Genomic DNA, 14,885 nt, shown 5'->3' with positions numbered 1-14,885 from the left:
TAATTTGTCTATAGCTTATCAACATCAACAAATTAAAACAGACATAAACAAACAGATGAAAAAAGTAATTATAACATTCGCAATTGCAGCAGTATCCTTATTAAGTACCAAATCATTTGCACAGACTGCAAATTTGAACATTACCATTTCCGATGTCTTATCATTCAGTGTAACTCAGCCGGCATCATTGGATGTGAACTTCGATACAGAAACAAATTCTACAAACAAATTCAATATTTCTTACCTGATTGGTGCAGGTGGCGCATACGCAGGTAAAGCAACAGGTTTAAATGTGGTACCGGTAGTTTATACAGTAACACAGCAATAATATTAATACCGCTAACCAAGAAAGAAAGCTCCGAAAGGGGCTTTTTTTGTTAGTATCAAGTATCAAGAACCAAGTATCAAGACAAGGCGGAAATATTATACTACTTACGAATCCCAACTGTCAATTAATTTCCCGTTTATTTCCTCAAAAATATCCATATAATTTCCCAGCAAATTTTGGTGGTAGTCGTTCAGAATATCTCTAAGGGCAAGTATTTCGCTATCATTGAGTGGGTCTTTCCATACCCGCATACAGATTCTGTTTAAGGCATACATGATATTATGGCTCTCACGATAGCTTTCGAGATAGTTGGATTGGATGAACTTATCGAAAAAAATGAAAAAATAGCTTGTATCCTGGACATCATTCAGTTTAAGAAATCTGTTGATCGCTTCCCTGTCGGATTGTTTTAGATGAGAATAGAAATCCACGGTTTGAATGTGGTTCTCGGTCAGCAATGTACTATCAAGCATCAACTCCAGCGAGATATGGGCTAAAAATGATGGGCGAACTACCGAATTTTTTAGTGCCGGGATGATCGCTCTTTTGATACCTGCGGTGTGTTGAGCAAAGAATTCTGAGTTATGAAAATTACGGTCTACGATCATGTGTCGTCTCCAGCCTTCTAAAATGGAGCTTTCGAATCTGCTACTGAACTGCTCTGCATTTCTTTCCGGATGCAGATTCCAGTCCTTTCTGGCATTTTTTACCAGATCAGGCAAAACTGCACCCAAAACCAGATGCGGGTCTTCGCTGTGCCTGTCAAAGTAAAAATGAGAAAGGAAGTTCATTTTACTGTTTTTATCGAATTGAATTTGTATTGATTAATTCAAGCTGAATAATAGCTGTAGAACATAAATCTACGAAAATTTTGACATGCAGAGGTTTATCAATTCTGCTATATTTGCATTCCAAACGATCCTTAAGATAAAATGAACTTTGTAGAAGAATTACGCTGGCGGGGAATGCTGCATGATATCATGCCCGGTACTGAAGAAGAACTTAACAAGCAAATGACATCAGGTTATATCGGGTTTGATCCTACAGCAGATTCATTGCATGTGGGGCATCTAACCCAAATCATGACACTGATACTTTTTCAAAGAGCCGGGCATAAGCCTTTTGCACTTGTTGGCGGAGCAACCGGAATGGTGGGTGATCCTTCAGGTAAATCGGCTGAGCGTAATCTTCTTTCTGAAGACGTTTTAAATCATAACGTAAAATGTCTTGAGAACCAACTGAGGAAGTTTCTTGATTTCAATACCGGCGCCAACAGTGCTGAGATGGTAAACAACTATGATTGGTTTAAGAATTTTACCTTTCTTGATTTTATTCGTGATGTAGGTAAACATCTGACAGTCAATTATATGATGGCTAAGGATTCAGTCAAAAAGCGGCTTGAGGGTGAAACCGGGATGTCTTTCACTGAGTTTAGCTATCAGCTTGTTCAGGGCTATGATTTTTACTACCTCTGGAAAGAAAAGAACTGCCAGATACAAATGGGCGGATCTGATCAATGGGGAAATATCGTAACCGGAACTGAATTAATCCGGAGAAAGGCTGCAGGTAATGCCTTTGCAATCACCACACAGTTAATCAAAAAAGCAGACGGAACGAAGTTCGGTAAAACAGAAAGCGGTGCAGTATGGTTGGATCCTGCAAAGACTTCCCCCTATAAATTTTATCAGTTTTGGTTGAATACAACAGATGCAGATGCTAAAAGCTGGATCAGAATCTTTACGCTGAAGACCAGGGATCAGATTGAAGAATTAGAGCGTGAGCATGACCTTACCCCTCATCTCAGAACCCTTCAAAAAGCACTTGCTGAAGAAATTACAATAAGGAGTCATTCTGCAGAAGCACTTGAAACTGCCCTGAAAACTTCCGAATTTTTATTTGGAAACGGCTCTCTGGAATTTATTAATTCTTTGAGTGACGAAGAGGTACTCGATGTTTTTGATGGCCTGCCACAGTTCGGGGTGTCTGCCTCAGAATTTTCTTCGGGTATCAATCTGACAGATCTTCTGGCTGAAAATACTCAGGTTTTTCCATCCAAAGGAGAAGCACGTAAAATGATCAGTGGTGGAGGAGTATCGATCAATAAAGAAAAGGTAGCAGACCCTGCACAGGTTTTTACTGAGAAAAATCTGATCAGGGGTAAATTTCTGGTTGCCCAAAAAGGTAAAAAGAATTATTATCTGATCATTGCCAATTGAGACTGCCTGATTCCCTGAAATCCAAATAATTAACCCCAATTATTATCAATAAATTTTGCTGAAACCTGTCAGAGAGTATTATAATGAAAAGCAACATGAATGTGATGCAGAGATAAAAAGATTTGAACGTCAAATCAATATTTATTCCTTTTTGCGCCTTTTTGTGCTTATTGCGGGGATCTTTCTGTTCTATCAGGCGATCAGTTATAATCTGATCTGGCTTTCTTTTCTTTTAGTTTTCTTACTTATTCTTGGCTTCGCATGGCTTGTGGCCCGGCAGCTGCGATTTCAAAAGCAAGTTGATTATTTCAGGAATCTGAGCATGGTTCATTCCAACGAATTAAACAGCCTTGACCGAAAGCAAAATATCTACTCCGAAGGTTCAGTATTTAGCGATGACCTTCATCCGTATTCCTCCGATCTGGATATTTTCGGTAATGGTTCTCTTTTCGGGATGATTAACCGCTCTGCTACAAATGGGGGGATTGAGAAATTGGCCGGTTGGCTAAAGGAACCTGGTAGCATCGCTGTCATCAGAGAAAGACAATTGGCTGTGATTGAATTGGGTACAAATTTAATCTGGAAACATCATTTTCAGGCGGTTTTACTCTTTGCTAATAAGGCCGCTGATGACCAATCGGCTGAACTTTTTAAATTTCTGAACACAAAACTTGTAAAGCCCGCCTTCTGGTTAAAAGTATATGTTCGCTGGATTCCAATATTATTTCTAATCATAGCAGTCGGGTGCTGGTTCATTCCTGCTCTTCTCATTCTGCTCACAGGCCTGATTAGCTTCAATTTAATCCTGACGCAAAATTATTATTCAAGGATCCTCAAAACCGATAGTATGATTGGTAAGATGAGCAGGATTCTGAATCATTTTTCTGAAGCCATATCAGCAGTGATGGAGGAAAAATGGGAGTCGACAATGTGCAGGCAGCTTGCAGAAGATTTGATAGGAAATGAGGAGAAGAAACTTTCGGAGCAGATCAAACGTTTCTCTTTGCTGATCAGTCATCTCACTTTCGGGCTTACAGCGGTAGGGGGCATTCTGAATGTTGTGATGTTATGGAACATCAGGCAGTTATTTGCAATAGAACATTGGAAAAAAGAGAATCATGAAGGACTGAAACAGGCTTTTGATGTTCTGGCTTCTTTCGAAGCTTTAATCAGTCTGAGCTCTTTGAATACAAATTATCCGGAATGGTGTTTTGCGGAAATCAATGAGCAGGAAAATTATACTTTAAAGGCCAAATCCATCGGACATCCATTAATCCCATCACAACAAAGGGTTGATAACGACTATCTGCTGGATAATCAGTTGAAAATAGATATTATCACCGGCTCTAATATGGCAGGGAAAAGTACTTTTTTACGTACTCTTGGGATTAATACGGTTCTGGCTCTGAGTGGTGCACCATCATGCGCATTATCTATGGAAGTTAGTTGGATGCTGATTTTTACCTATATGCGTATCCGCGATTCTCTGAATGAAAGTACTTCAACTTTTAAAGCAGAACTCGATCGTTTACAGGCTCTGATTAAGATGCTGGATAATTCAGGGAAGGTCTATTTCCTGATTGATGAAATGTTGAGAGGTACCAATTCTGTTGATAAATATCTCGGATCAAAGGCTGTTATCGAAAAGCTGATCGCCCAAAATGCGGTAGGTATTGTTGCTACCCATGATCTGCAAATAGCCGGACTAGAGCAGAAATATCCTGATTATATCCGCAACTATTACTTTGATATCCAAATGGAAGCCGATGAAATGAGGTTTGACTATAAGCTGAAGGAAGGGGAATGCAAAACCTTTAATGCTTCTTTATTGCTTCAGAGAATCGGAATTTATCCTGAAAATCAGCATCAGCAGGATTAAGAAAGCTGTTGATGCTTAATTCATTATTCTTCAGCCAGGTTCTTTAATTGCATAAGCAGGGAGTATTCTCGCTACCCTGGAATCAGTATTCCTCAACTATTTGTTTTATCGCAACAAGGCTGTTTTGAAAATAAAGTCGGGGATTATTGATTGAAATGAAAGTATCAACATTGGTACATAAATTTTTGCAACAAGCGGATTACTAATTCATGCATTTATGGAGTTGGATGTTTCGACCTGTTTTCCTTTAAAATACAGTGGAAACATAATGAATTATAAACTAATCTGCCTATTATCTATTTAATATTATTTAATTTATTAGATAATTAATTAAATAAATAGAAATTTAATTTCCCTATTTTAATTCTTTAGGATTGATATTTTTTCGAATCTGCTCTCAGCCAGGCAGGTGCCTATTATTGATTATTTTTTTTTACATTTAAAACAGAATCTTAAACTAATTTTAAATTGTGAACAATGTCTAATTCTTTCAATCGCCGAAAATTTTTACAGGCAAGTGCTTTTGCAGGAGCCTCTTCCTTGTGGTCACCTAACTTAAGTGCTGAGACTTTAATTGATGTCAAATCATCTGATATTGGCAAGTCAAAATGGGACCTCGACACTCCGGCTCTATGTGTCGATCTTGATAAAATGGAAAAGAACATTAAACATGTACACACCCGGTTGCAGGGTACAGGTACAGGTGTTCGTCCGCATGTTAAAACACATAAATGTCCGGCCATTGCAAAGATGCAGGTTGCTGCAGGTGCGGTAGGAGTGTGTGCTGCAAAGCTTGCAGAGTCGGAAGTGATGCTTGCTAACGGAATTCAGAATGTATTGATGACCGGAGTTAACATCTCAGTATCGAAGATCAATCATGCAATGGCATTAAGAAAGAAGTATAAAGGCTTCATTCAGGCGGTAGATAATATGCAGAATGCCAGGGATCTTCAGGATGCCGCTAAGGCTGCAGGTATTATTGCAGATATTGTTGTGGATCTGGATGTTATCAACAGATCAGGGATTGCAAATGGGCAGCCGGCATTGGAACTTGCCCAATTTGTAGATAAAGCACCAAACTTGAAATTCCATGGTGTACTGGCATATGACGGAGCTGTTCAGCATGTTGAAGGTTTTAAGGCCCGTAAAGCACAGGCATTTAAAACTTTTGAACCGGTTGTCGGGAGCTATGAACTGATGAAGAAATCCGGATTAAATATGGAGATTTTCAGTGGTGGTGGTACCGGTACTTATGATATGATGTATGAAATTCCTGGCTTTACTGATGTACAGGTTGGAAGCTATTTGTTTATGGATCATCAATACATGATTATTGGTGGTGCAAACAACGAAAAAATAATGGATGATTTCGATCCTTCTCTAACAGTAATGGCCACAATTATCAACGATTCCAAAGCAGGGAAATATGTAACAGATTCAGGATCAAAAGCTTTAACACTAAATGTACCTCACGGAAAAATTATCGGAGAGCCTGATTTTGATTATAATGCAGGTTCGGATGAGTACGGATCAGTAAAAATCATCAATCCCAACAAAACCTATAAAGTAGGAGATAAATTCGAGGTAATCGTACCACACTGTGATCCTGTAGTTAACTTATATGATTTCATGTACGGTATCCGGAATGGTAAGGTTGAAAAGATTCTGCCTATTCTTGCACGTGGGAAATCGCAATAGAGTTAAGAGTGGAGAATTGAGAGTGGAGAATTGAGAATCCGCATTCAATTCTCCATTTACTAATTAGTTGACACCACTTAATAATTTTCATTCAAAAAATTTAATATTTATATCTACACTCACACAGTTTATATGTTTTTGAGCCTTGAGTGTAGTTGCAACCAAATCTTATTGTTTTGCCATAAGAGTAGTGGCCATCTATAAACTTCTTGTTGAGGATAAAAAGGAATATGTTATATCCAAACAGCTCCTTAGAAGTGGAACGGCTATTGGAGCACTAGTCAGAGAAGCACATCATGCCCAATCCCGGGCTGATTTTGTACATAAGATGAACGTTGCATTAAAGGAGGCCAATGAAACCGCTTATTGGATCAGCCTATTGAATGATACCGGATATTTGTCAATAGAAATCTTTTCTTCCTTAAGTAATGATTGTGATGAATTATTAAGACTATTGGTCAAAATTGTCAAGACAGCTAAAGGGATCAAATAACACCCTTTTTTAGACGGTATAAAGAAGGTCTGAATCAGTTAATAGAAAAAAGCCAGCTAAGTTTAATCCTAACGGGCTTTTTAATTCTCCACTCTCCACTCTCAATTCTCCACTCTCAATTATTTACAGTTTCTTAATCTCAATATTCCTGTACCAAACCTCATCACCATGATCCTGGATTGCGATTTTTCCGGATTTGTAGATGCTGAACCCTGGCATGGTATTGAACTTACTTCCGGCTACCATTTTTTTCCAGTCATCATCCCACATGGTTGTAGAAACAATGTTTTTGCCGTTCATGAAAAAGTCAAGTTTGCCATTGTTGGCAATGATTTCCACTTTATTCCACTGTCCAACCGGGTTTACGGGTTCAGAACTACTGGCAATAAGATCATAGAGATCTCCGGCGCGATGTTTATGAATTTTGCCGTCTGCATGGCCGTCATTGTCCAGCACCTGCATCTCGGGACCTGTATTATAGGATGATTTGTATTTTGACAAGTCCTCATTTACATAAAAGATGATCCCACTGTTTCCATTTTTGGATATTTTCCATTCCATCCTGAGATGGAAATTATCGAATGAATCATTGGTGGTTAAATCCCCCCCTTGTCCGGGCTGTCTGTTTTTAGCGTCGAGGTAAAGCACACCATCAACAACTTTCCAATCAGTTCCGGCGCTTGTTTTACCATAGCTATGCCATCCGGTAGTTGTTTTACCGTCAAATAATTTCTGCCATCCTTTGGAATTCATGCTGTTTTTGTTTGAGCCACAGCCGGAAAGTAGAACTGCGCTGAGAATAATCAGACTGATTTTTTTCATATTATTTAGTTTTTAAGGAAAGAATGTATTTAACCATTTCCTTTGCATCATCTGTACTTAGGGCTGCGTGTGGTGCCATTGGGATTTCACCCCATGAACCGGATCCGCCATTAATGATTTTGCCGGCAAGCATCTCAATGTTTGCTTCAGAAGCTTCGTATTTATTGGCAACATCAGCATAAGATGGGCCAACAATCTTAGCATCAACTTTATGACAAGTCAGACAATCTGAACCACTGATCAACTGCTCACCTTTTGCAGAGCCTGCGCTTGCCGGAGCAGCACTGGTGTCAACGGCAACTTGTTCAACTGCGGCTGTTGTGTCCTCTGTACTTTCTGATTTTTCAGCACTATTACATGCCAAAATTACGCTGCAAACCCCTAAAACGATTAGTATTTTTTTCATATTTTTTTGATAAATTATTGCTTGAAAATAATGATTAATAATTAAATACCGAGAATTTTTCGGTTAAACTCCTCATTGCTTCCGGTACCTGCAAAATCATCAAATGCCCTTTCAGTTACTCTGATGATATGATCTTTGATGAATGCTGCTCCTTCGCGTGCCCCATCTTCAGGATGCTTGATACAGCATTCCCATTCCATTACAGCCCAGCCTTTAAAATCATATTGTGTCAGTTTGCTGAAGATCCTTTTGAAATCAACCTGACCATCGCCGGGAGAGCGGTACCGGCCAGCTCTGTCAGCCCAGTTCTGGTATCCACCAAAGGTGCCCTGTTTGCCTGTTGAATTGAATTCTGCGTCCTTCACATGGAATGCTTTGATGCGCTCATGATAATGGTCAATATATTGGACATAATCGAGGCATTGCAATACAAAGTGGGAGGGATCATAAAGCAGACAGGCCCTGGAATGATTGTTTACTTTCTCAAGGAACATTTCATAGGTTACTCCATCGAAAAGATCCTCACCAGGATGGATTTCATAACAAACATCCACACCATGCTGGTCAAAATGATCCAGGATTGGAAGCCAGCGTCTTGCCAGTTCTTTAAATCCTGCATCAACCAGTCCGGCTGGCCTCTGCGGCCATGGATGCCAGGTATGCCATAATAATGATCCGCTGAATGTAGCATGTGCAGTGATGCCCATGTGCTTTGAAGCAATTGCAGCATATTTTAATTGTTGAACGGCCCATTCTGTACGGGCTTTCGGATTGTTGTGCACACTGGCAGGAGCGAAGCCATCGAAAAGCAGATCATATGCCGGATTCACAGCGACCAGCTGTCCCTGCAGGTGAGTAGACAACTCCGTGATCTCCATACCGCATGAATTCACAATCCCTTTGATTTCATCCGCATAGGTTTTACTTTCTGCAGCCTTTTGAAGATCGATACAGCGCGGATCCCAGGTTGGGATCTGTACGCCTTCGAATCCAAGACTTTTTGCCCATTTACAAATTGATTCCAGGCTGTTGAATGGTGCGGTATCACCTAAAAACTGTGCAAGAAATATTGCAGGTCCCTTTATTGTAGTCATAATCTATTTTTAAACTTCAAAATTTGTCCATTTATCATTACTTAAGCTGCTGTTTACCACATTATTGATAAAAGCCATTCCTCTGATGCCTTCATCAACTGAAGGGTAGTCGTATGCTTCGGGAGCTGCTTTTATACCTTCATTTTTTGCCGAAACACATAGAGCAAAATTCCGGTACAGATTAGCAAATGCTTCAAGATATCCTTCAGGATGACCTCCCGGTGTACGGCTGTTAAACGCAGCATAGCTTGAAAGCTGATGCCCACCCGCCCTTAAAATTTGAACCGGAGCATCCAGCCATTTCAGAATTAGAGTATTAGGTTCCTGTTGTGCCCATTCGAGTCCACCCTTTTCACCATATACTCTGATCCGGAGTGCATTTTCTTCTCCCGCTGCAATTTGAGAGGCAATCAAGACCCCATTTGAACCATTCTCAAATTTGAGCAGCACGTTGCCATCATCGTCCAAAGCTCTTCCATCAACCACAATGCTGAGGTCTGCACATAATTTTATAATCTTTAATCCACTGATATATTCAGCGAGATGTGCGGCATGGGTTCCAATATCACCCATACATCCGCTTTTTCCTGATCTTGCGGGGTCTGTTCGCCATGCAGCCTGAGGGTTGCCATCCTTTTCAGATAATCTGCTTAACCATCCCTGAGGGTATTCTACAATAATCTTTCTGATCTTACCCAGTTCGCCAGCTTTAACCATTTCCCTGGCCTGTTTAACCATAGGATAACCAGCATAGGTATGGGTCAGCAATAAACTAAGTCCCGTTTCTTCGGTTTTTTTCTTCAGCAGTTTAGCTTCCTCAAGTGTAAAGGTGATTGGTTTATCAATCACCACATGAAAGCCATGTTCCAGAGCCATCATCGCCGGTGCAAAGTGGGCATGGTTTGGGGTTACAATACTAACAAAATCCATCCGCTGTCCGGCAGGGAGACGACTCTCCTGAAGTATCATTTCTTCATAATTCGGATAAATCCGGTCTTCCGGAAGAAACAGGGTTCTGCCGCTTTCGAGGGCCTTTTCCGGACTGGAACTGAGGGCTCCGCATACAAGCTCAATAAGGCCATCCATATTGGCTGCAATGCGGTGAATGGCTCCGATAAAGGCATCTTTACCACCGCCAATCATTCCCATTCTTAATTTTCTTTTCATCATTTAAGGCTAAAAATTATTCGTGTCAAATCGACATTAAATATAAAATTTTGTTCTTGTCTGCCGGAAATAATCCTGAATTAAATTCAGGATTATTTGTTCAATGAGAATTTATAAACAGTATTTGTTTTGTAGACTTCTCCGGGATTCAGAACAGTTGTTGGAAATGCCGGCTGATTGGGCGAGTCGGGGAAATGCTGTGTTTCGAGGCAGAATGCTGTTCTGAAATCATCCTTACTGCCTCCTTTAAAGGTGTTTTTACCCTGCATAAAATTCCCGCTGTAAAACTGAAGGCCGGGTTCCTGAGTAAATACTTCCATAACAATCCCTGATTGATCACCTTTTGCAATTGCAGCAGATTTCATCACGCCGATTTCAGCCAGATTTAATACATAATTATGATCATAACCTTTCCCGTACTTCAGTTGAATATTATTATCTTCAATTCTGTCGCCTATTTTTACTGCTTTTCTGAAATCAAAGGGACTGCCCGCTACAGATTCTATTTTTCCCAATGGAATAAGAGTTGAATCTACCGGTGTATATTGCTCTGCATTGATCTGCAGGGTATGGTTGAGAATGCTGCCACTACCTTCACCATTTAAATTGAAAAATGCATGGTTGGTCAGATTTACAATTGTTTTCCTGTCGGTTGATGCTTTATAATCAATCATAAGCTCATTATCATCAGACAGGGTATAAATAACTTTCACCTGCAGGTTCCCTGGAAATCCCTCTTCCATATCTTTTGACAGATAGCTAAACTCTAAAGTTTGATCGTTTACTTGCCGGACATCCCAAACTACATCCTGAAAGCCTTTTTTTCCGCCGTGCAGTGCATTCGGATTATTATTGATGAAAATTGAATATTCCTGACCATCGAGTTTGAATCTTCCGCCTGCGATGCGATTGCCGTAGCGCCCGATTGTGGCTCCAAAATAAGGCTCAGTAGATTGCTGATAGGCTTCAACACCTGTAAAGCCCACTACCACATCTGTTAATTTACCCGATCGGTCAGGTACGCTAAGGCTCACGATCCTTGCACCATAATTTGTAAGAGCAGCCTCTGCATTGTTCTTGTTCCTTAAAAAGTATAAATCTGTTTTCTTACCATCAATGATTTTTTGAAATGCAGTTTTTGATTTCAGATTAAAAATGGAGGAACTGTCAGAATTTATTCCGGAATCTTTATTTGTTGTTGAATTGCAAGCAAACAAAGCAAGCAGACAAAAACACGGCAGAATGAGTGTTCGGTGCAATATCATATCCTGTTTTTTATAAATTTATTCCGGCTTGAAAGTAACAGCTTTAAGGAGTGGCCTGGGTTTTAAATTTTTAGGGTCGGATATAATAAGCACAAACAAGTTACTTATCTTTTTGTCGGCGGGAATATTAAGCTGAACAAGGGTATTGCTTTGCTGGTCCGGAATTTCTCCATCCGTAAAACTGCTTTTTCCGATAAGCGCCCCGCTCTCTGAATTCGCACGGACCTCAACATTATAAATACCCCCGCCGCCTTTTGAAAGATTAGCAAATTCTAAATTCCTGATGCCTGATAAATCCATATTGCTCAGTTTGAACCATCCATTGTTTTGTGGATAGATCAGAAAACCGGTATTGGTTGAGTCTTTCAAACCAATTCTGGTTCTATCAGTGATTTCTCTTGCATTAATTATATTGCTTCTAAGATAAACTGTAGCAGAGCCTGTCAGGGGTTTCAGTCCAGCTTGTCCCTGATCTGTATAAGAAGCGTAGATGCTAAAAATATTATTTTCAGATTCCTGTGCAGGGATAATACTTCCCTGAATTGGCAAAGTGGCCTTATTTACAGCTTTATTCTCAAGTGATAAAACCCATTGAGCTATTTTCTTTGCATCATCATCGTTCATAGTTGAGTGAGCTGGCATTGCTACCTCTCCCCATGTTCCACCACCCCCTTTAATGATCTTTGCAGCCAGATAAGTAACTGCGTTAGGATCACTTTGGTATTTTGCAGACACCTGGGTGTACGATGGACCAATAGATTTGGTACTTACCTGATGACAGGACTGGCAATCTGATTTAAGCATCAAAGCCTGCCCGGCCTGTACTTCTGTAAATACCTGATGCCCCATTGAAGCTCCTGCAAGGTCTGTACCTTTAGTATAATTATTCGCTACATAAATGGTGTTTTTATTGACCGTAGAACCCTCATCACTGACTGTAACATCGTACTCTACCGGTTTTCCGGCAAAATAAAAAATCTGATTTCCCTTTAACTGAATACTGACCTTGGGCTGGGCATTTCCTGCAGAAATGGTTACCGGACTGCTATTGGTACTTGCAAAATTTTTGTCGATTGCCAGAACGCTGATTGCATATTCTCCCGCTTTAGTAAAGGTATGTTCGATACTTGGCAGTATAGTTGATTTTTTGATCCCATTGCCAAGCTCCCAGACATAATTCATTTTATCCTTATCGGGATCGCTGGCTTCAACTTTGGCTTGCAATTTAAATGGAAGTACTCCGCTTGTTTTGCTTATGATTAATTCTTTAATCTTTGGAGGGCGGTTGCCGGCAACGAAATCAATTCTGGATATACCTGCATCAGGATTTTTTGAGAACCAGCCTTTTCCGTATTCCAGAATATAGATGCGTCCATCAGGTCCCAATTCCATATCGATCGGAGAGGAGAAGTTTGTCATCGGCATAAAGGCCTCCATATTATCGTAATCACCATTAGGTTTCATGGTAACCGCCTTTATCCAGCCTCTGATCCAGTCGTAAATAAATAGTTTATTGTTATAATAATCAGGATAACGAGTTTCCTTAGGATACAATTCAGTATGATAAACCGGTCCTGCCATTGCATTTCTGCCTCCGGTACCAACCTGAGGAAATTCCTTTGAAGCCGCATAAGGATACCAGATAAATGCGGGTGAAACTGGAGGAAGATATTCCAGACCAGTATTGTTTGGCGAATTATTATAAGGCTTAGCCGGATCAAATGCCTCACCGATTGTTCCATTGGTATAATCGTATGCCCGGTATGGGTAATTATTCCCTACGAAAAATGGCCATCCAAAAAAGCCCGCCTTTCTTGCCTGGTTCAATTCATCGTAGCCTCTCGATCCTCTTTCGGGACTATCGGCATTCGCATCAGGGCCTACCTCACCCCAGTAAAGGAATCCTGTTTTCTTGTCGATGGAGATTCGGTAAGGGTTTCTGTTTCCCATTACATAAATCTCTGGTCTTGTACCAGGTGTATTGGGTGGAAATAAATTTCCCTCCGGAATGCTATAGCTGCCATCCTCATTTACCTTTATCCTCATAATTTTTCCACGAAGGTCATTGGTATTACCTGAGGATCTTCTGGCATCATATTGTTGAAGCCCCGGGCGGTTGTCCATAGGCCCGTAGCCTTTATTTACAAAAGTCTGTTTTGGTACATCAAACGGGGTTGCATTATCACCAGCCGAAACATATAAGAGTCCATCAGGGCCAAAGGCAATTGATCCTCCGGTATGGCAGCATATCTCTCTTTGCGAATAGAACTCCAGAATTACTTTTTCAGATGAGTTATCCAGCCTGTCGTTCACAAATTTGAACCGTGAGAGACGGTTTACTGAGGTATCTATCGGACTGTAGAAAATATAAACGTAATTATTCTCTTTGAAGGCCGGGTCAGTTGCAATTCCAAGCACTCCCTCTTCAGCGTTCACACCCGCAACTGCGGTTTTGTGATAGGCATTTAAAAAGCCAACCTGTGATATACTTTTGCTTTTCTCTTTATAAAGCATTATCTCTCCCCTTCTTTGAACTAGCAGGATGTCTAGATTCGGAAGGATCGCCATTTCAGTCGGTTCAAACAAGGTTCCTGTAGTCAGAACTGTTTTTACGAAACGGTTTTCTTCAGGTACTGGAGGTGTTTTGGCTTTAACATAATTTAATGGAACATTATTTCCGATCGCATATTTTATACCTCCAAGAAGATGTTTCAGGAAAAGCTGATCAGAGTATGATTCATTAGTATGTCCCATACCAGTATAAAAGGCTCTTCCTCCTTCAAATTCATGATGCCATGCAATAGGATGATAATCTCCATTTTCTCCACCTGTATAACTCTTTTCATCCAAAGAGATCAAAACCTTTACGTCCTGATTCAAATTTTTGTAATTATACCATTCATCTTTATGAACCCATTTTTCATCAAGGTGTTTTGTGGAGAGGTGTGTGCGGTCATTCACAATCATCGTAGCTTCCTGAATCTTTGGATGGCTTTTGAAATATCCGCCCACCAATTTTCCATACCATTCCCAGTCGTATTCAGTATCAGCTGCTGCATGAATTCCGACATAACTACCACCGGCCTGAATAAACCTTTCAAAACTGATTTGCTGCGGACTGTTCAATATGTTACCGGTGGTACTCAGGAAAATCACTGCAGAATAGTTTTTCAGGGAATCATCATTGAAATAATTCTCGTTTTCGGTGGTATCGACAATAAATCCGTTTTCCTTACCCAATTTGATCAAAGCCGTCTTACCTGCTGCAATCGACTCATGCCTGTAAGCTGCAGTTTTACTAAAGACAAGGACTCTGGGTTTAACTGCTTGTTCCCATTTGGTGAAAGCAAACAGGGCAAGTATCAGCAAAGAGAATGGCAACAGTTTGTAAATTCTTTTCATGGTTATTTTTATGTTCTGAGGATGTTATCAGCCTGTTAAAAGATCAGGATGGTATTTAATTGAGTATGATTATTAAAAATAAAAATATACATTTATTTTAAACACATTAAATCTG

General features: G+C 40.2%; 12 protein-coding genes. 5 read left to right on the top strand and 7 right to left on the bottom strand.

The window, feature by feature from the left end:
* Positions 1 to 328: hypothetical protein (locus Q8M41_RS16870; RefSeq protein ID WP_305366472.1), on the top strand; the 328-nt coding region annotated here is incomplete at its 5' end.
* Between the two features lie 104 nt (positions 329 to 432).
* On the opposite strand, the gene Q8M41_RS16865 is transcribed toward Q8M41_RS16870, so the two are convergent.
* The gene (locus Q8M41_RS16865) at positions 433 to 1,119 is read right to left on the bottom strand and encodes a hypothetical protein (protein WP_305366471.1); all 687 of its coding nucleotides are present in this window, start codon (positions 1,117 to 1,119) and stop codon (positions 433 to 435) included.
* A 141-nt stretch (positions 1,120 to 1,260) separates the two neighbouring features.
* On the opposite strand from Q8M41_RS16865, the gene tyrS reads away from it, so the two are divergent.
* The 4 genes from tyrS to Q8M41_RS16845 all read left to right on the top strand — a co-directional run bounded on the left by tyrS (position 1,261) and on the right by Q8M41_RS16845 (position 6,614).
* A complete protein-coding gene (gene tyrS / locus Q8M41_RS16860; RefSeq protein ID WP_305366470.1) occupies positions 1,261 to 2,544 on the top strand; it encodes a tyrosine--tRNA ligase in 1,284 nt (427 codons plus the stop codon).
* A 55-nt stretch (positions 2,545 to 2,599) separates the two neighbouring features.
* Complete coding sequence (locus Q8M41_RS16855) at positions 2,600 to 4,423, top strand: DNA mismatch repair protein MutS (protein ID WP_305366469.1); 1,824 nt, start codon at positions 2,600 to 2,602, stop codon at positions 4,421 to 4,423.
* Positions 4,424 to 4,900: 477 nt separating this feature from the next.
* Positions 4,901 to 6,121 carry an alanine racemase gene (locus Q8M41_RS16850; protein ID WP_305366468.1) on the top strand — a complete coding sequence of 407 codons (1,221 nt, stop codon included), beginning with the start codon at positions 4,901 to 4,903 and terminating at the stop codon, positions 6,119 to 6,121.
* Between the two features lie 145 nt (positions 6,122 to 6,266).
* Positions 6,267 to 6,614, top strand: a complete 348-nt coding sequence (locus tag Q8M41_RS16845; protein WP_305366467.1) for a four helix bundle protein — start codon at positions 6,267 to 6,269, stop codon at positions 6,612 to 6,614.
* A gap of 123 nt (positions 6,615 to 6,737) precedes the next feature.
* Here the strand turns inward: Q8M41_RS16845 and Q8M41_RS16840 are convergent, their stop codons facing one another.
* The 6 genes from Q8M41_RS16840 to Q8M41_RS16815 form a co-directional block, all read right to left on the bottom strand.
* The gene (locus Q8M41_RS16840) at positions 6,738 to 7,436 is read right to left on the bottom strand and encodes a DUF1080 domain-containing protein (protein ID WP_305366466.1); all 699 of its coding nucleotides are present in this window, start codon (positions 7,434 to 7,436) and stop codon (positions 6,738 to 6,740) included.
* Between the two features lies 1 nt (position 7,437).
* Positions 7,438 to 7,842: a c-type cytochrome gene (locus Q8M41_RS16835; RefSeq protein ID WP_305366465.1), complete on the bottom strand. Its 405-nt coding sequence runs from the start codon at positions 7,840 to 7,842 to the stop codon at positions 7,438 to 7,440.
* Between the two features lie 41 nt (positions 7,843 to 7,883).
* A complete protein-coding gene (locus Q8M41_RS16830) occupies positions 7,884 to 8,936 on the bottom strand; it encodes a sugar phosphate isomerase/epimerase (protein ID WP_305366464.1) in 1,053 nt (350 codons plus the stop codon).
* A 9-nt stretch (positions 8,937 to 8,945) separates the two neighbouring features.
* Positions 8,946 to 10,103 (bottom strand): Gfo/Idh/MocA family protein, encoded by a 1,158-nt coding sequence (locus Q8M41_RS16825; RefSeq protein WP_305366473.1) that lies wholly within the window; start codon positions 10,101 to 10,103, stop codon positions 8,946 to 8,948.
* A gap of 92 nt (positions 10,104 to 10,195) precedes the next feature.
* Positions 10,196 to 11,368 carry an aldose epimerase family protein gene (locus Q8M41_RS16820; RefSeq protein ID WP_305366463.1) on the bottom strand — a complete coding sequence of 391 codons (1,173 nt, stop codon included), beginning with the start codon at positions 11,366 to 11,368 and terminating at the stop codon, positions 10,196 to 10,198.
* Positions 11,369 to 11,386: 18 nt separating this feature from the next.
* The gene (locus tag Q8M41_RS16815) at positions 11,387 to 14,770 is read right to left on the bottom strand and encodes a ThuA domain-containing protein (RefSeq protein WP_305366462.1); all 3,384 of its coding nucleotides are present in this window, start codon (positions 14,768 to 14,770) and stop codon (positions 11,387 to 11,389) included.
* Between the last annotated feature and the right edge of the window lie 115 nt (positions 14,771 to 14,885).

Source organism: Daejeonella sp. (genome assembly GCF_030684675.1).
GTDB lineage: Bacteria > Bacteroidota > Bacteroidia > Sphingobacteriales > Sphingobacteriaceae > Daejeonella.
Note: the sequence above shows the minus strand (reverse complement) of the source record. Positions and strands in the feature narration are given on the sequence as shown.